This window comes from Xenorhabdus griffiniae, from assembly GCF_001028135.1.
GTDB lineage: Bacteria > Pseudomonadota > Gammaproteobacteria > Enterobacterales > Enterobacteriaceae > Xenorhabdus > Xenorhabdus bakwenae.
The window spans coordinates 17,154-34,845 of record NZ_LDNM01000028.1 but is presented as its reverse complement, the minus strand read 5'-3'; the positions used below and the strand labels follow the sequence as shown (position 1 = coordinate 34,845).

The following is a 17,692-nucleotide window of genomic DNA, read 5'->3' as shown; positions in this document are numbered from 1 at the left end:
TATCTCATTCGATAAAAAGAGTTTACACTGTGTGACATTCTGGCCCTCAGGGGTATTTTTTAAGAGATGTAGCTGAGTCAGGAGAACCCAATGTTAAAGCGTGAAATGAATATTGTGAATTACGATCCCGAACTGTGGCAAGCGATGGAACAGGAGGTTTGTCGTCAAGAAGAACACATTGAATTGATTGCTTCTGAAAACTACACCAGCCCAAGAGTCATGCAGGCACAAGGCTCTCAGCTTACTAACAAGTATGCGGAAGGTTATCCGGGTAAACGTTACTACGGTGGCTGTGAGTATGTCGATGTAGTTGAACAGCTTGCGATTGACCGCGCAAAAGCGCTGTTTGGTGCAGATTATGCTAATGTCCAGCCTCACTCTGGTTCTCAGGCAAATGCGGCTGTGTATATGACACTGCTAAAACCCGGCGATACCGTTTTAGGGATGAACCTGGCGCACGGTGGCCATCTGACTCACGGTTCCCCGGTTAACTTCTCTGGTAAACTTTATAACATCGTGCCTTATGGTATTGATGAAAATGGCAAAATCGATTACGACGATATTCGTCATCAAGCGCAAAAACATCAGCCTAAAATGATCATCGGTGGCTTCTCTGCGTATTCTGGCGTTGTCGATTGGGCGAAGATGCGTGAAATTGCGGATGAAATCGGTGCCTATCTGTTCGTTGACATGGCCCACGTAGCGGGTCTGGTTGCCGCTGGGGTTTATCCAAACCCAGTACCTCATGCACACGTTGTGACAACCACAACGCACAAAACATTGGCTGGCCCACGTGGTGGCTTGATTTTGGCGAAGGGTGGCGATGAAGCGTTTTACAAAAAACTGAATTCCTCTGTCTTCCCGGGTTCCCAGGGTGGCCCGTTGATGCATGTGATTGCCGGTAAGGCAGTTGCATTGAAAGAAGCGATGGAACCTGAATTCAAAGTTTACCAACAACAAGTCGCCAAGAACGCGAAAGAGATGGTAGACGTATTCCAGCAACGTGGTTACAAAGTGGTTTCTGGGGAAACCGAAAACCATCTGTTCTTGCTGGATCTGGTGGACAAAGACATTACGGGTAAAGATGCTGATGCGTCCTTGGGACGTGCCAATATCACGGTGAACAAAAATAGTGTGCCTAACGATCCGCGTAGCCCATTCGTCACCTCTGGTATCCGTATCGGAACACCGGCAATTACCCGTCGTGGTTTCAAAGAAACCGAATCTCGCGAGCTGGCGGGCTGGATGTGTGATGTGCTGGATAACATCAATAATGAAGCAACCATTGAACGTGTTAAGCAAAAAGTATTGGACATCTGCGCAAAATATCCTGTTTATGCCTAATTTAAATAAAATGTAGTTTAATGTAGTTTAGTAATAAGCCCGACTCATAACGTTAGTTTTGAGCGGGTTTTTTGTATCAAAAACGGGGGCATTCGGATGGTTGTTCCATCGACATTTTGGTTGGGCCTGGGTTATTTCACCTATTTTTTCTCCTACGGTATATTTTTGCCTTTTTGGTCTGTCTGGTTAAAAGGTGAAGGCATTGATGCCTCAATGATAGGTGTTTTGCTAGGTGTTGGCATGGTAGCTCGTTTTGTCGGTAGCCTGGTTATCTCACCTACGGTAAAAAACCCCGCTAAATTAATTAATGCATTGCGTCTCCTCTCATTACTGGCATTACTTTTCGCTGTTGGTTTTGCATTCGGTAGTTATTGGGTATGGCTTTTCTTTATTATGGTTGGTTTCAACTTATTCTTCTCACCACTAGTTCCCTTATCAGATGCGTTGGCGGGAACATGGCAAAAGCAGTTTACCTTTGATTATGGCAAAGTAAGGGTCTGGGGTTCGATTGCATTTGTGATTAGTTCGTCGTTGACGGGCATATTGATGTCTGCCAATGGTATCAATCTCTCAATCAGCAGTCTGAATTTTGGCTGGAATATATCGTCTGATAGTTTGAATCATTGGGTTGGCCACGAGTTATTTGGCACACACCATATCATTCTGGCTCTTTTGCTATTCAGCGTTACAGCTATGTTACTGGGAATGATGTTGAAACCTTCCATCATGCCGGTAGGTAAGATTAAAGCCGCCAATACCAATGCCGTTTCTTTTAAAGAACTCTTATCTGAAAAATCAGTGTGGCAGTTTTTACTCTGTGTAACTTTATTGCAGGCTGCCCATGCGGGATATTACAGTTTTGGTTCCATTTATTGGGAGCAAGCGGGTTATTCCTCATCAACTATTGGTTATCTCTGGTCGTTGGGAGTGGTGGCTGAAGTTATTATCTTTACTTTTAGCAAGCAATTATTCCGTCGTTGGAGTGCCCGTAATTTGCTGTTATTGTCGGGAATTTGTGGGGTTGTCCGCTGGGGACTCATGGCAACCTCAACGGAATTATCGATGCTGATTATTATTCAAATCCTGCATTGTGGTACTTTTACCGTTTGCCATTTGGCAGCGATGCGTTTTATTGGTGCCAGAAAAGAAAACGAAATCATCCGGTTGCAGGCAACTTACTCTGCTTTAGCTATGGGAGGCGGTATTGCCGTCATGAGTATGATTGCGGGTTTCATGTATGAGCAGATAGGATGTGGCATATTTTGGGTGATGGCGCTGGTTGCGTTGCCCGCCCTGTTCCTGAGACCAAAAGTTGAAGCTCATCCACTTTCGCACTAACAAAAAACGAAAATAAGAAAAAAGGGCACCTGAGAGGTGCCCTAAAAATAACATTGCTCAAATTATATTTATTCAATAATAACGAATTAACGTTTCAATGCTTCAGTCAATTCTTCACGCATTTCAGATAGAATATCTTTAACGATACGTGGGCTACCAGCAACGATATTGCCAGAGGTGACATAGTTATGACCACCAACGAAATCAGTGACAATGCAACCTGATTCACGTACCAACAATTCACCGCCGAAGAAATCCCAGGGTTTCAGACCAATTTCGAAGAAACCATCTACCCGTCCGGCAGCAACATACGCCATATCCAACGCCGCAGAACCCGTGCGACGAAAATCGGCACAGCGATCGAATAATTTGTTCAGTACATTCATATAAGGAATAGTGTGTTGCTTGGCTTTGAATGGGAAACCGGTCGCAAGGATAGTTCCATTCAGATCACGGGCATTAGTACCACGCAGACGATAACCGTTCAATTGAGCGCCTTGACCACGAGTTGCAGTGAACAGCTCATTGCGCATTGGATCGTAAACCACGGATACTTCTGTGCGGCCTTTAATGCGCACAGCAATAGAAACAGCAAAATGGGGAAGACGTTTAATAAAGTTGGTGGTGCCATCCAGTGGATCGATAACCCATTGGAAGTCATCCTCTTCTCCTATGTGATCACCACTTTCTTCGGTGATAATCGTATGCTTAGGGTAAGATTTACGGATGATGTCAATGATCAGCTTTTCTGCTTCACGATCAACATTAGTAACGAAATCATTACTGCCTTTTTGGCTTGCTTCAACAGCATCAGGAGTTTCGTAGCTTTTGGCAATGTAGTTGCCGGCCTTACGTGCAGCGCGTATAGCGATGTTTAACATCGGATGCATGGGTATCTTCTTCCACCAGAATTTTAAAGAACGGGAAATAAATTGGCGCACATTATAGCAGTAGTTCGTCAAAATAACTAATGCTGTGTTAAGATATTCGGCTCTTATACTGAATTTAAAAGCCGTCATGTTAGAGAATATCCGCATTATTCTGGTAGAAACTTCCCATACAGGGAACATGGGATCAACCGCTAGGGCCATGAAAACAATGGGATTGACCAACCTGTATCTGGTGAATCCGCTTGTCCAGCCTGATTCTCACGCTATTGCACTTTCCGCTGGTGCAAGTGATGTTATCGGCAGTGCAACGATTGTGAATTCGTTGGATGAGGCATTGGCTGGGTGTGAGTTAGTCATTGGCACCAGTGCCCGTTCCCGAACCCTATCCTGGCCGATGGTTGAGCCACGTGAATGTGGTGAACGTTGTGTCGAAACCGCCAGCCACTCTCCCGTTGCTATTGTCTTTGGCCGTGAGCGTGTTGGCTTGACTAACGAAGAATTGCAGAAGTGTAATTATCACCTTTATATCCCAACCAACCCGGAATACGGTTCGTTGAATTTGGCGATGGCGGTTCAGTTGGTTAGCTATGAAATTCGCATGGCATACCTGGCGACCCAAGAGCAATTAGAAGAGGCAACGTCACCAGAGCACGAAGTAGAGTATCCCCCTGTCGAAGATATGGAGCGTTTTTATCAGCACCTTGAACAGGTATTGCAAGAGTCTGGTTTCATTCGCAAAGCGCATCCGGGCCAGATAATGAATAAATTAAGACGTCTTTATACTCGTGCCCGGCCAGAAACCCAAGAGCTGAATATCCTGCGTGGTATACTGACTTCAGTGGAGAAGTGGGATAAAAAATAATTTGATGTAGTTAAAAAATGTATAGTCAGAACTGTGGCAGAAAGTAACAGGAAGCGTCGCCAGAAAATACAATTTAACGGGATAATAGGTCACTGGATAATAGCGGAAAGCAGTTGGGAAAGCCGTGGGATAGGCAAGTGAAAACGTGAAAGATAGGCAAATAATAGTTGAGTAAATTACTCGGTTAAATAGTTGACTAAAATACTCAGGAATGCCACAATTTCATCCATATTTCACCACGGAGTTTTTGTTATGAGACTGACATCAAAAGGACGTTATGCGGTAACAGCCATGTTAGATGTGGCGTTGCATTCACAAGAAGGGCCGGTGCCGTTAGCCGATATTTCTGAACGTCAGGGTATTTCTCTTTCCTATCTTGAGCAGTTGTTTTCCCGCCTGCGTAAAAATGGTCTGGTTTCTAGCGTCCGTGGTCCAGGTGGCGGCTATTTATTGGGCAGAACTGCCGGTAAAATTTTCGTTGCCGAAGTGATTTCAGCCGTTGACGAATCTGTTGATGCCACTCGTTGTCAGGGGCGAGAAGGTTGTCAAGGCGGCGATCGGTGTTTGACTCATGCCTTGTGGCGTGACCTCAGTGATCGTATCACGAGTTTCCTGAGTAGCATCAGTTTAGAAGAATTAGTCAATAACCAAGAAGTATTGGATGTTGCTGATCGTCAAGACGGCGATAAGCGCCGTACCCCTGGCCCTAACGGCAGACTTCAAGAGACGATTAACGTTAATCTGCGTGCGTAACTTGCGGCAAATACTTGTGTGGCAATGAAAGTATTAAAAGTGTTTTACGGAGCATGTGAGCAATGAAATTACCCATTTATTTGGACTATTCAGCAACAACACCGGTCGATCCACGTGTTGCTGAAAAGATGATGAACTATTTGACTATTGACGGCGTCTTCGGTAACCCAGCTTCCCGTTCACACCGTTTTGGTTGGCAGGCTGAAGAAGCGGTTGATATCGCGCGCAATCAAATTGCTGACTTGGTTGGTGCGGACCCACGTGAAATCGTGTTCACTTCAGGTGCAACAGAATCAGATAACCTGGCAATTAAAGGTGCTGCAAAATTTTATCAGAAGAAAGGCAAGCACATTATCACCAGCAAAACTGAACATAAAGCGGTTTTGGATACTTGTCGGCAGCTGGAGCGCGAAGGTTTTGAGATCACTTATCTGGCACCAATGAGCAATGGCCTGATTGATCTGAAAGAACTGGAAGCGGCCCTGCGTGAAGACACCATTCTGGTTTCCATCATGCACGTCAATAACGAAATCGGTATTGTTCAGGATATCCTGACCATTGGTGAATTATGCCGTAGCCGTGGCATTATTTTCCATGTGGATGCAACCCAAAGTGTTGGTAAATTGCCAATCGATCTCAGTCAGTTAAAAGTTGATTTGATGTCCTTTTCGGCCCATAAACTTTATGGCCCGATGGGGATTGGTGCGCTGTATGTTCGCCGTAAGCCTCGCGTGCGTATTGAAGCACAACAGCATGGTGGCGGTCATGAGCGCGGTATGCGTTCAGGTACATTGCCTGTTCACCAGATTGCTGGCATGGGTGAAGCTTACCGTATCGCGAAAGAAGAACTGGAATCAGAGGCAGTACGTTTGCGTGGTCTGCGTCTGCGTTTGTGGAACGGTATCAAAGATATTGAAGAAGTTTACCTGAACGGTGATTTAGAACAGGGTGCGCCGCACATTCTGAATGTCAGCTTCAACTATGTTGAGGGTGAGTCATTGATGATGGCATTGAAAGATCTGGCCGTTTCTTCTGGCTCAGCGTGTACTTCAGCGAGTCTGGAGCCTTCTTATGTCCTGCGCGCACTAGGTATGAATGATGAACTTGCGCACAGTTCTATTCGTTTCTCTTTGGGGCGTTTTACCACAGAAGAAGAAATAGACTATGCAATCAATTTGATTCACAACGCAATTGGTCACCTGCGTGATCTTTCTCCATTGTGGGAAATGTTCAAACAGGGCGTGGATCTCAGCACCATCGAATGGTCTCATCATTAATCAGACGGTTTCAGGAGTAACGACATGGCTTACAGCGACAAAGTAATTGATCACTATGAAAACCCACGTAATGTTGGTTCATTCGATAGCGAAGATCCGACAGTGGGTAGTGGCATGGTAGGGGCACCGGCTTGTGGTGACGTCATGCGACTGCAAATCAAAGTCAACGATGAAGGCATCATTGAAGACGCTCGTTTCAAAACCTATGGCTGCGGCTCTGCAATTGCATCCAGTTCTTTGGTAACAGAATGGATGAAAGGTAAATCATTGGAACAAGCTGAGTTGATAAAAAACACTCAGATTGCTGAAGAGTTAGAATTACCACCAGTGAAAATCCATTGTTCTATTTTGGCAGAAGATGCTATCAAAGCGGCTATTGCTGATTACAAAAGCAAGCGCCAGGCCAAATAATTTTTTCGCAAAAAGAAAATAATTCTGGTGGATATTGTTGCAATATCCACCTTTACTAGTTTTAAAGTGAGGTGTTGTATGTCAATTTCCCTGACAGAAAGTGCAGCCCAACGTATTTTGGCCTTTCTTGCCAATCGAGGAAAAGGTGTCGGGTTGCGCTTGGGAGTGAGAACATCCGGCTGCTCTGGTATGGCATATGTGCTTGAATTTGTTGATGCAGTAAATGAAGAAGATCAGATTTTTGAAGATAAGGGCGTGAAAGTCATCGTTGACGGTAAAAGCATCATTTACCTTGATGGTACTGAGTTGGATTTTGTTAAAGAGGGCCTGAATGAAGGCTTTAAATTCAACAACCCCAATGTTTCCAGCGAATGCGGTTGTGGAGAAAGTTTCCACGTTTAACCCTGTTTTTTGACCCGCATTTTGCGAAACCAAGAGTAACTTATGGACTATTTTACTTTATTTGGGCTGCCTGCACGTTATGCGATTGATCGTGAACAGTTGGTGACCCGTTATCAGGAATTGCAACGCCAGTTTCATCCTGATCGTTTTGCCAATCAGCCAGAACGTGAAAAAACACTGGCACTCCAACAAGCTGCTACCATCAATGATGGTTATCAGACGCTAAAACATCCCCTGAAACGCGCAGAATATATGCTGTCTCAGCACGGGTTCGATCTATCCAGTGAACAGCACACGATGCAGGATACGGCTTTTTTGATGCAGCAATTAGAATTGCGTGAAAAGCTTGATGCCATTGGGCGTAGCGTAGATCCAACAACAGCATTGAGTGATTTTTCATCTCGCTTGAATAAAATGATTAAAACACGTAGTGAGCAGATGGAACAGCAACTCAATGCTGCCGAGTGGTCAGTTGCAGCCGATACCGTCCGTAAATTACGCTTTCTGGATAAATTGCAACAGCAGGTTGAACAACTGGAAGAGCGGTTGTTGGATGACTTTTAGCAGACTTTTGACTGACTTTCAGCTGAATCGTATTGTTTAGCATGATTTTTGGCTGAATGGATTTCAGTTGAATAAATTTATGCTGATATAGATTTATAGGGGCACATATGGCTTTATTACAAATCAGCGAACCGGGTTTATCTGCCGCACCGCACCAACGCCGGCTGGCAGCGGGGATTGATCTTGGTACAACCCACTCATTGGTTGCGACTGTCCGTAGCGGTCAGGCAGAAACATTGGCAGACAGTGAGAACCAGCACTTGCTTCCATCTGTTGTACAGTATCGCAGAGAAGACATTCTGGTTGGTCGGCAGGCGCGTCAGCAAGCTGCATCTGATCCTGCCAATACCATCAGCTCAGTCAAACGGCTGCTGGGGCGCTCTTTGGCTGACGTGCAACAACGTTATCCCAACCTGCCATATCAGTTTCAGGCCAGTGAAAACGGTTTGCCGTTGATCAATACCGTGGCGGGGCTAGTCGATCCTATTCAGGTTTCTTCTGAGATATTGAAGTCGTTGGCACAACGGGCAGAAGAAACGTTGGAGGATAAACTGGATGGGGTCGTGATCACAGTTCCTGCTTATTTCGATGATGCCCAACGTCAGGGAACGAAAGATGCAGCTCGTTTAGCGGGCTTGCATGTTCTCCGTCTCTTGAATGAACCCACTGCGGCAGCGGTTGCCTATGGGCTTGATTCCGGTCAGGAAGGCGTGATCGCCGTTTACGATCTTGGTGGCGGGACATTTGATGTCTCCATTCTTCGTCTTAGCCGAGGCGTGTTTGAAGTACTGGCAACGGGGGGAGATACCGCCCTCGGTGGGGACGATTTTGATTTGCTGCTGGCAGATTGGATACGTGAGCGAGCCGGGATCAGCGATAACGGTCACGGATTGCAGCGTCAATTACTGGATATTGCTACCCAAACCAAAATTACCTTGAGTGAAGCTGAGAAGGCGGAAATCAATATTGCTAATTGGCAGGGTAATATTACCCGTGCCGAATTTAACGAATTAATTATCTCTTTGGTCAAACGCACACTACTTTCCTGCCGTCGGGCATTGAAAGATGCAGGTGTGACCGTTGATGAGGTTTTGCAGGTTGTCATGGTGGGGGGATCAACGCGCGTGCCGTTGGTGCGCAGCATGGTGGGAGAATTCTTTGATCGTGAGCCATTAACTTCTATCGACCCGGACAAAGTGGTGGCCGTTGGTGCTGCCATTCAGGCCGATATTCTGGTGGGTAACAAGCCAGACAGCGAAATGTTGTTACTTGATGTTATCCCGTTGTCACTTGGTTTGGAGACAATGGGAGGGTTGGTTGAAAAAATCATTCCACGTAATACCACCATTCCTGTTGCAAAAGCGCAAGAATTTACCACTTTCAAAGATGGTCAAAGCGCGATGAGCATTCATGTGGTGCAAGGCGAGAGAGAATTAGTCACCGATTGCCGTTCACTGGCGCGTTTCGCGCTGCACGGCATTCCGCCATTACCGGCTGGCGGTGCACATATCCGTGTGACGTTTCAGGTTGATGCGGATGGCCTGTTGAGCGTCAGTGCCTTGGAAAAATCCACGGGAGTTGAAGCCTCCATTCAGGTTAAGCCTTCCTATGGTCTGTCGGATGAAGAAATTGCCCGCATGCTCAGAGACTCCATGACTAATGCACAGGAAGATGTTCAGGTACGCAAATTAGCTGAACAGAAAGTAGAAGCCGCCCGAATGCTGGAAAGTTTAACCCGCGCATTGGAAAAAGATGCGGATTTACTGAGTCAAGAAGAGCAGGCTGCTATTGATGCTGCCGCACAAGTATTAATCGAAAGTGCTCAGGGAACCTCCCCTGATGCGATTGAAAGTGCAATTAAACAATTGGACAAGCAAACGCAGGAATTTGCAGCACGCCGTATGGACACATCAATCCGCCGGGCTTTGGCGGGTCATTCTGTGGATGAGATTTAATTATGCCTAAAATTGTCTTTTTACCTCATAACGAACTTTGCCCTGAAGGAGCAGTATTGGACGCACAGGAAGGCGAATCCATTCTGGATGTGGCATTACGTAATGGCATTGAAATTGAACATGCTTGCGAGAAATCCTGTGCGTGTACCACGTGTCACTGTATCGTCAGGGAGGGCTTTGACTCACTGGAAGAAAGCTCTGAGCTGGAAGATGACATGTTGGATAAGGCATGGGGATTGGAGCCTGAAAGTCGTTTGAGCTGTCAGGCCAAAGTTACCGATGAGGATTTAGTCGTTGAAATCCCGAAATACTCCATTAACCATGCGCGCGAACACTGACAGGAGAACAGAAAATGAAATGGTCTGACAGTCGTGATATTGGCGAAGCGCTGTATGATAAATTTCCTGATTTAGATCCCAAAACAGTGCGTTTCACCGATATGCATGAATGGATTTGTGAGCTGGCGGATTTTGATGATGATCCACAGAAATCCAACGAAAAAATATTGGAAGCAATCTTGCTGGTGTGGCTGGATGAATATGAATAGTGTGCAATTTATCTAAGAAAAAATAGCGCAATTTCACCGATTCCTGCTCAAGAGCTTGGCATAGTCTGTATTTAGTGGAAAACTGGCAATCGCCAGTTTTTTTATAAACCCTTACTGTGGAACAGTGACCGATGTGACACAGTGAACAATAAGATAAGAAGTGAGAAAAAATGACAAAGCAAATCATGCCCATAACACTGTCTTATGAGCCAGCTAACGCTTGCTGGGGTGAAAAAGCACTAATTAGCTCAAGTGAGCAAGGGATCACAATCCATTTAGAAGGCAATGGCAAGCTGGGTGCAATTCAACGTGCTGGACGTAAAATTGACGGGCAAGGAATTCGCAATATTGCTTTAGTGGGTGAGGGCTGGGATCTGGAAAAAAGTTGGTCATTTTGGCTGGGTTTCCGTTCCCCTAAAGGATTGCGCACCATTGAATGGCCACAACTCCCTGCGGCGGAAAAACAGGAGCTGGAAAGAAGGATCAAATTCATTGATTGGGTGCGTGATACCATCAACCTTCCGGCAGAAGATTTAGGACCAGAACAACTTGCTCAGAGAGCGATTGATTTATTGCGCGGGGTAGCGGGCGATGCCGTGAGTTATCGCATTATCAAAGGGGATGAGTTGCGTGAACAGGGATATGCGGGGGTATATACCGTCGGCCGTGGCTCTTCTCGTGATCCCGTGTTCCTGGCATTAGATTTCAATCCAACAAAAGAGGCAAAAGCACCGGTCTTCGCCTGTTTGGTTGGTAAAGGCATTACCTTCGATTCCGGTGGATACAGCCTCAAGCCTTCTAATTTCATGGAGTCTATGAAATCAGATATGGGGGGTTCTGCAACATTAACAGGGGCACTGGCTTTGGCGATTAGTCGTGGTCTGAAACATCGTGTAAAGCTGTTTCTGAGCATTGCAGATAACATGGTGAGCGGTAACGCTTTCAAATTGGGCGATATCATTCACTACCGCAACGGTAAAACGGTTGAAGTGATGAACACGGATGCAGAAGGGCGTCTGGTTCTGGCTGACGGTTTGATTGAAGCCAGTGCGGAAAAAGCGCAACTTATTATTGATGCTGCCACTTTGACGGGAGCAGCGAAAACCGCAGTAGGAAATGATTACCACTCAGTCTTAAGTTTTGATGATCAACTGGTATCTGACCTAATGGCAGCAGCCGATCATGAACATGAATTATTCTGGCGTTTACCGCTGGCTGAATTCCATCGTAGTCAACTGCCATCCAACTTTGCTGATCTGAACAACATTGCGTCACCGGCACATTCGGCAGGAGCAAGTACCGCAGCAGCATTCTTGTCGCACTTTGTTGAAAATTACAAAAAAGATTGGGTACATATAGACTGTTCAGCAACTTACCGTAAATCCGCTGTTGAACAATGGGCGGCGGGAGCAACGGGATATGGTGTACGTACCATTGCCAATTTATTGCTGACGAAAGCGAAATAAACTGAAACTCTTTTCTTAATAGCTCCTCTTGTGGGGAGCTATTGTTGAATTTTTCGATGACCTTAACTTCAATTAAAACAGTATTGTCGGAGATGCTCATGAGCTTATTAAATGGGACTATTGCTACCGAAATAGAAGTTCCTGACGGAAGCCTTATTACGCTAAGTCAGCCAGAAGAACAGCCGATTCAGCTTATTGAGTCACTCATTGAATTATTTAAACAACATAAACCTGTTCGACAGGCGTTTTTAATTATGGCTCATGATAAAAATGTGGATGAAAAACCCAATGTATTAATTGGCTTGGAATTCAGTGTGACACTGACAGAAAATGAGATTAATTTGTTGATGCAAGAAGCTGGTGAACTGGCTTGCAAATATCTTGATGAAGATGAATTTGTCGATTTTTGCCAGCTTGATGAACAAGAAGGGGGTATCAGCCATTTCTTGCTTCATCATACTCAACCCTTTTATCAGCGAAAATTAGGGAGCTGGCTGCGTAATACCATCCCAGTTATTAATCAATAACGGCTTGATTGTTTTACCATGACACCGTGTTCTTCGTTATGAAATCAGCGCCTACAGCAATAGAATTTATTTTAAACGTAACGCATGACATTGCTGTTTCACCTATTCCGCCTTGTGACTTTCTTGTGATCTACGTTTATGTAACTTGATAACATTTGCTAAACTAATATTGCGAGGAGTATCGAAAATCTACAAAAACATCGGATATAACTATAAGATGACTTTTTCTTTTGTCAGCAAATTAGTTATTTTTTCTGTGCGTTAGTCATGCGAAACAAGAAGTACCATAGTAAATACCCAAAAAATAATATCTCGGTATATCCGGTAAATTGATAAGGATTATGGTTATGTATCAATATCAATGGCAGCAATGGGTGGCATGGAGAAAACAATATCGGGTCGTGCTGTTTGCCATCTTATTTTCGCTTCTTGCATTAGCTGGCTGCGATCAATCTGAAAAAACGAAATCAGAAGCATCAAAAAATAAAGTTGTGCAATCGACAGAGGACACAGCTTCGAATAATGCACAAACCAAAATATCGGCACAACGCTATGCGGGTAAAGATGTCACTATCTTAGATGCTTCCGAGCTGCAATTGGATGGCGCCAGTGCAATGGTCGTGACGTTTTCTGTTCCTTTGGAACCTGATCAGGATTTTTCTCAAAAGGTACATCTTGTTGATGTTAAATCGGGAAAGCTGGATGGTGCGTGGGAACTTTCCAATAATCAGATGGAACTCAGGTTACGTCATTTGCCGCCTGCTCGTAAGTTACAGCTGACGGTTGACGCGGGCATAAAAGGTATCAATGAGCGTCAATTGATGAAAGCTTATGAGAAAAAGCTTGATACCGCGTCTATTACACCTACCGTTGGGTTTGCCAGCAGGGGGCTATTGTTACCCGGCAAAGCAGCAGAAGGATTACCTGTTCTGGCTCTTAATGTTGATAGCGTAGATGTCAATTTTTTCCAGATTAAGGAAGGTGCCTTACCTAAATTCATCGCCAATTGGCAATACAGCAGTAATATGAACGATTGGGATTCCGAGGAATTACTGCGAGACACGGAGTTAGTCTACACTGGACGTTTTGACCTCAACCCTACCGCCAATACCCGCGAAAAAATATTACTGCCCTTAAGTAATATCAAAGAACTGCAAAAAAATGGGGTTTATTTGGCAGTCATGCAGCAGGCGGGAAAATATACGTCTAGTAATCCGGTTACGCTGTTCACACTGAGCGATATTGGTGTTTCTGTGCACCGTTATCTGAACAGGGTTGATGTATTCACCCAATCTTTGGGGCAAGGCTCTGGCCTGAAAGGTGTTGAGATCCGCATGTTGGACGCGAAAGGACAACTCGTGGCAAAAGCGACGACAGACAGTGACGGGCATGCTTCTCTGGAAAAAAATAACAAAGCTAAACTATTGCTGGCTATCCAGGGTGGACATACCAGCATGGTTGATTTGAACTCACCGGCCTTAGATCTCTCTGAATTTGATATTGGTGGGCCGCAAGGATATAGCAAGCAGTTTTTTGTATTTGGACCCAGGGATCTTTATCGGCCAGGAGAAACGTTGATCGTTAATGGCTTACTGCGTGATGCTGATGGCCACCCGTTAAAATCACAACCCGTTAAGGTGGATGTATTAAAAGCGGATAATCAGGTTGTCCATAGTTTTGTTTGGCAAGCGGAAAACGGATTATACCAATACCATTACCTGATCCCTCGTGAAGCCGAAACCGGAATGTGGTCACTGCGATTTGATTTAGGAGATAAGACACCGCGCTATTACAAATTTAATGTTGAAGATTTCATGCCTGAACGGATGGCGCTGGAGATCAAAGGAAATGTTAATAATCAGCCGATATTGACTAATGAAAATGTTGAATTTGCTATAACGGGTCGTTACCTGTACGGTGCGCCTGCCGCTAATAATCGCTTGCAGGGGCAATTGTTTCTGCGTCCTGCCCGACATGCTGTGGCGAAATTATCGGGATACGAATTTGGTTCTGCAAAAGAAACCGATTTGCGACGGGCACTGGATGAATTTGACCTTACCCTAAATAGTGAAGGGAAGACGAACCTTTCTGTCAGCAAGGATAACTGGAAGTCAATGGCATCTCCGGCAACCGTTGTTGTACAGGCCAGTTTGCTGGAATCGGGTGGACGTCCAGTGACACGCCGTGCTGAACAAGCTATCTGGCCGGCTGATAAATTGGTTGGCATACGTCCTCTTTTCAACAAAAAGGGCATTTATAATTACCGTACCGATCGTGATGAAGATCGCTATAGTGTGGATGAACACTCACTGGCCGAATTTGAAATAGTGTATGCAAATGCCAGCGGTAAAAAATATGCGGCACCAGACTTAAGAGCGCGTCTGATATATGAACGGCGTGATTACTATTGGCGTTGGTCAGACGATACCGGTTGGAACTCGGATTATGACCAGAAAGATTTGGTTATGGACGATGAACATATCCAGATTGCGGAAAATGGAACAGCTAAAGTCAGTTTCCCTGTGGATTTTGGGTCTTATCGTATTGAAGTTGTTAACCCTCAAAATCAGCTCGTTACCAGCCTGAATTTCTGGGCGGGTTATTCATGGCAAGATAATACCGGAGGGACGGGGGCTGTACGTCCGGATCAGGTTAAATTGTCATTGGATAAACCTGCCTATAAACCAGGCGAAAAAATGCAAGTGCGTTTGGTTGCACCACAACAAGGTAAAGGTTATTTGCTGGTGGAATCTAGTGATGGGCCATTATGGTGGCAAAAGATAGACGTCCCGGAAAAAGGGCTGGATATTGAAATTCCAATGAATCAGGCATGGGCCCGTCATGATCTGTATCTCACTGCCGTTGTTGTGCGTCCCGGTGATAAATCCCGTCAGGCAACACCTAAGCGGGCAATCGGTGTATTGCACATACCTCTGATGGATGAAGGACGTAAATTAAACGTAGCCTTAAATGCACCCGATAAGATGCGTCCAAATCAGGATCTCAAAGTTAAAATCAAAGTAACGCCTCAACAAGGGCAACAACTGCCGCAACAGGTTAATGTTCTGCTTTCAGCCGTAGATACAGGCGTGTTAAGCATTACAGACTTTAAGACCCCCGATCCTTATGAAGCATTCTTTGGTCGTAAACGTTATGGCGTTGATCAATATGATGTTTATGGTCATCTGATTGAAGCCGAGGGACGACAGGCCAATCTACGCTTTGGAGGAGATGGTAGTAATGATGATCTGGAACGAGGGGGTAAAAAGCCGCTAACGGTAGTCAAAATTATCGCAGAGCAGGCTAAACCCGTCACCCTGAACGCCAATGGTGAAGGCGAAGTGACCTTGTCTATTCCTGACTTCAACGGAGAACTTAGGTTGATGGCTCAAGCCTGGAATAATGATAAATTCGGTCACAGTGAGCGTAAAATTATTATCGCCGCACCGGTTATTACGCAAATGTCATTGCCTCGTTTTATGGCAGGGGGCGATAAATCCCAATTGTCGTTGGATCTCACTAACTTAACAGAGCAGCCTCAAACCCTGACATTGAGTTTCTCTGCGAAGGGATTAATTAAATTACAGGGCGTGACGAGCAAAAAACTCGTGTTGGAAAAAGGGAAACGTTCAACCATTCAAATTCCGGTTAAAGCAGAGCATGGATTTGGGCAAGGTGAAGTTTTCTTGAAGATTAATGGCTTGGATCTGCCCGATGAAAAACGGACGCAATATAGAAATAGTTGGAAAATCGGTGTTCGTCCTGCTCATCCAGCCAAAACAATCTCGTTTTCTGACGTGATCCATCAAGGGCAAAGCTGGCAATTACCCCCGTCAGCCATTGCAGGTCTGGCACCAGAAACAACAGAAGGGCAGCTATTGCTGACCAGTCGGCCACCATTGCAAATTGCCCGTTATATTCGTGAATTGTACGCTTATCCTTATGGCTGTTTGGAACAAACAGTGAGCGGGCTTTATCCATCACTCTATTCCAATGAAGCTGAGTTGAAAAAGCTGGGTATTAATACACAAAGTGACGAAAAGCGCAGGAAGGCCATTGAGGTGGGAATTACCCATCTGCTCAGTATGCAGCGTTATGATGGCAGCTTTTCATTGTGGAACCGTAATGGTAATGAAGAGTTTTGGCTGACGGCTTATGCGACAGATTTTCTGTTCCGTGCAACCCAGCAGGGTTACAGCGTTCCTGTCGATGCCCTGAAAGCAGCTAATAACCGTTTATTACGTTATCTACAAGACAGAACCATCATCAGTGATCGTTACAGTGGTTCAGGTTTAGCGACACAATTTTCTGTGCAGGCTTATGCTGGTCTGGTTCTGGCCGGTCAGCAAAAAGCACCGCTGAGTGGGTTGAGGCAACTCTATGAACGTCGGAAGCAGGCTGAAAACGGTTTATCTTTGGTTCAATTGGGTATCGCACTGAAAATGATGGGAGATAATACCCGGGGTGATGAAGCTGTTTATCTGGGAATTAATCAACCCCGCAAACCGGGTTATGGGCTGGGGGACTATGGCAGTGTTATCCGTGATAACGCACTGATTGTTGCTCTGTTGACAGAGCACAAGATGTTGCAAAAAGAGCGTGATGAGAAGCTGCTCAACTTATCCAATGAGTTGTCAGGCCGCCGTTATTTCTCAACTCAGGAAAGTAATTCGCTGTATCTGGCCGGACGTTACTTTATCAGTGCGACTGAACAACCGTGGAGAGCGGTAATTAATCAGCAAACGCCACCACTTAACCGTGACAGTGCGTTAACCGAAACGTTAACGGCAAGCCAGCTTTTAAAAGGTGTGGATATCAGCAATCGTGGCGACAGTACCCTGTATTCACGCCTGAATATCGTCGGGTATCCACTGAATACTCCTGCCCCTTACTCAAATGTTCTGAAAATTAAGCGTACTTACCTTGATCTGGAAAGCCGTCCTGCCTCTATCGAGCGTATGAGAAGTGGTGAAATGGTTGCCGTGAGGCTGGAGATCAGCGCAACCCAACCAGTGCCAGATGCATTGGTTGTTGATTTATTACCCGCCGGATTAGAGATAGAGAATCAAAATCTGGCGACCCGCAGTGCCAGTTTGGATGAAAGTGCGACGGGGTTGACCGATTCTGTTGAAGAAATGCAGGATGCGGATATCCGCCATATCGAATACCGCGATGATCGTTTTGTTGCCGCTGTTGCTGTGCCATCTTATACCCCAGTGACATTACTGTATTTGGCTCGTGCGGTTACACCTGGTATTTATCAAGTACCGGCACCACAGGTTGAATCCATGTATGTCCCTGACTGGCGGGCGGTGGGTAAAACAGACTCAAGACTGGAAGTTGTCCGCTAATCATC

General features: G+C 45.4%; 15 protein-coding genes. 14 read left to right on the top strand and 1 reads right to left on the bottom strand.

The window, feature by feature from the left end; all coding sequences use genetic code 11:
• The first annotated feature begins 90 nt into the window (after positions 1-90).
• Entirely contained in the window at positions 91-1,344 is a 1,254-nt protein-coding gene (gene glyA / locus AAY47_RS07595) for a serine hydroxymethyltransferase (protein WP_047768475.1), read from the top strand.
• A gap of 96 nt (positions 1,345-1,440) precedes the next feature.
• Positions 1,441-2,682, top strand: a complete 1,242-nt coding sequence (locus AAY47_RS07590; protein ID WP_047768474.1) for a 3-phenylpropionate MFS transporter — start codon at positions 1,441-1,443, stop codon at positions 2,680-2,682.
• 86 nt (positions 2,683-2,768) lie between these two features.
• Here the strand turns inward: AAY47_RS07590 and suhB are convergent, their stop codons facing one another.
• Entirely contained in the window at positions 2,769-3,572 is an 804-nt protein-coding gene (gene suhB / locus AAY47_RS07585) for an inositol-1-monophosphatase (RefSeq protein WP_047768528.1), read from the bottom strand.
• A 127-nt stretch (positions 3,573-3,699) separates the two neighbouring features.
• Here suhB and trmJ point away from each other — a divergent pair, with 127 nt between their 5' ends.
• From trmJ to AAY47_RS07525, 12 genes are all read left to right on the top strand, one after another.
• Positions 3,700-4,434, top strand: coding sequence for a tRNA (cytosine(32)/uridine(32)-2'-O)-methyltransferase TrmJ (trmJ, locus tag AAY47_RS07580; RefSeq protein WP_047768472.1), 735 nt, complete (start codon positions 3,700-3,702; stop codon positions 4,432-4,434).
• Between the two features lie 252 nt (positions 4,435-4,686).
• A complete protein-coding gene (gene iscR, locus AAY47_RS07575; protein ID WP_047768470.1) occupies positions 4,687-5,187 on the top strand; it encodes a Fe-S cluster assembly transcriptional regulator IscR in 501 nt (166 codons plus the stop codon).
• 62 nt (positions 5,188-5,249) lie between these two features.
• Positions 5,250-6,464, top strand: coding sequence for an IscS subfamily cysteine desulfurase (locus tag AAY47_RS07570; protein ID WP_047768469.1), 1,215 nt, complete (start codon positions 5,250-5,252; stop codon positions 6,462-6,464).
• A gap of 24 nt (positions 6,465-6,488) precedes the next feature.
• The gene (gene iscU / locus AAY47_RS07565; protein WP_047768467.1) at positions 6,489-6,875 is read left to right on the top strand and encodes a Fe-S cluster assembly scaffold IscU; all 387 of its coding nucleotides are present in this window, start codon (positions 6,489-6,491) and stop codon (positions 6,873-6,875) included.
• A gap of 78 nt (positions 6,876-6,953) precedes the next feature.
• Positions 6,954-7,277 carry an iron-sulfur cluster assembly protein IscA gene (gene iscA / locus AAY47_RS07560; protein ID WP_047768466.1) on the top strand — a complete coding sequence of 108 codons (324 nt, stop codon included), beginning with the start codon at positions 6,954-6,956 and terminating at the stop codon, positions 7,275-7,277.
• Positions 7,278-7,319: 42 nt separating this feature from the next.
• Positions 7,320-7,841, top strand: coding sequence for a co-chaperone HscB (gene hscB / locus AAY47_RS07555; protein ID WP_047768464.1), 522 nt, complete (start codon positions 7,320-7,322; stop codon positions 7,839-7,841).
• 107 nt (positions 7,842-7,948) lie between these two features.
• Positions 7,949-9,796: a Fe-S protein assembly chaperone HscA gene (gene hscA, locus AAY47_RS07550; RefSeq protein ID WP_047768463.1), complete on the top strand. Its 1,848-nt coding sequence runs from the start codon at positions 7,949-7,951 to the stop codon at positions 9,794-9,796.
• A 2-nt stretch (positions 9,797-9,798) separates the two neighbouring features.
• The gene (gene fdx, locus AAY47_RS07545) at positions 9,799-10,134 is read left to right on the top strand and encodes an ISC system 2Fe-2S type ferredoxin (RefSeq protein WP_047768461.1); all 336 of its coding nucleotides are present in this window, start codon (positions 9,799-9,801) and stop codon (positions 10,132-10,134) included.
• A gap of 14 nt (positions 10,135-10,148) precedes the next feature.
• A complete protein-coding gene (iscX, locus tag AAY47_RS07540) occupies positions 10,149-10,343 on the top strand; it encodes a Fe-S cluster assembly protein IscX (RefSeq protein WP_047768460.1) in 195 nt (64 codons plus the stop codon).
• Between the two features lie 170 nt (positions 10,344-10,513).
• Positions 10,514-11,809, top strand: a complete 1,296-nt coding sequence (gene pepB / locus AAY47_RS07535) for an aminopeptidase PepB (RefSeq protein ID WP_047768458.1) — start codon at positions 10,514-10,516, stop codon at positions 11,807-11,809.
• Positions 11,810-11,907: 98 nt separating this feature from the next.
• On the top strand, positions 11,908-12,336 hold the full coding sequence (locus AAY47_RS07530) for an enhanced serine sensitivity protein SseB C-terminal domain-containing protein (protein WP_047768457.1): 429 nt from the start codon (positions 11,908-11,910) through the stop codon (positions 12,334-12,336).
• Positions 12,337-12,683: 347 nt separating this feature from the next.
• Positions 12,684-17,687, top strand: a complete 5,004-nt coding sequence (locus AAY47_RS07525; RefSeq protein WP_047768455.1) for an alpha-2-macroglobulin family protein — start codon at positions 12,684-12,686, stop codon at positions 17,685-17,687.
• Positions 17,688-17,692 lie beyond the last annotated feature (5 nt).

Bases quoted from the DNA above. Each gene is read 5' to 3' on its own strand.
- iscR (WP_047768470.1), top strand. From the start codon at position 4,687: ATGAGACTGACATCAAAAGGACGTTATGCGGTAACAGCCATGTTAGAT.
- AAY47_RS07525 (WP_047768455.1), top strand. From the start codon at position 12,684: ATGTATCAATATCAATGGCAGCAATGGGTGGCATGGAGAAAACAATAT.
- iscX (WP_047768460.1), top strand. From the start codon at position 10,149: ATGAAATGGTCTGACAGTCGTGATATTGGCGAAGCGCTGTATGATAAA.
- AAY47_RS07590 (WP_047768474.1), top strand. From the start codon at position 1,441: ATGGTTGTTCCATCGACATTTTGGTTGGGCCTGGGTTATTTCACCTAT.
- glyA (WP_047768475.1), top strand. From the start codon at position 91: ATGTTAAAGCGTGAAATGAATATTGTGAATTACGATCCCGAACTGTGG.
- hscA (WP_047768463.1), top strand. From the start codon at position 7,949: ATGGCTTTATTACAAATCAGCGAACCGGGTTTATCTGCCGCACCGCAC.
- iscA (WP_047768466.1), top strand. From the start codon at position 6,954: ATGTCAATTTCCCTGACAGAAAGTGCAGCCCAACGTATTTTGGCCTTT.
- AAY47_RS07530 (WP_047768457.1), top strand. From the start codon at position 11,908: ATGAGCTTATTAAATGGGACTATTGCTACCGAAATAGAAGTTCCTGAC.
- iscU (WP_047768467.1), top strand. From the start codon at position 6,489: ATGGCTTACAGCGACAAAGTAATTGATCACTATGAAAACCCACGTAAT.
- pepB (WP_047768458.1), top strand. From the start codon at position 10,514: ATGACAAAGCAAATCATGCCCATAACACTGTCTTATGAGCCAGCTAAC.
- trmJ (WP_047768472.1), top strand. From the start codon at position 3,700: ATGTTAGAGAATATCCGCATTATTCTGGTAGAAACTTCCCATACAGGG.
- AAY47_RS07570 (WP_047768469.1), top strand. From the start codon at position 5,250: ATGAAATTACCCATTTATTTGGACTATTCAGCAACAACACCGGTCGAT.
- hscB (WP_047768464.1), top strand. From the start codon at position 7,320: ATGGACTATTTTACTTTATTTGGGCTGCCTGCACGTTATGCGATTGAT.
- suhB (WP_047768528.1), bottom strand. From the start codon at position 3,572: ATGCATCCGATGTTAAACATCGCTATACGCGCTGCACGTAAGGCCGGC.
- fdx (WP_047768461.1), top strand. From the start codon at position 9,799: ATGCCTAAAATTGTCTTTTTACCTCATAACGAACTTTGCCCTGAAGGA.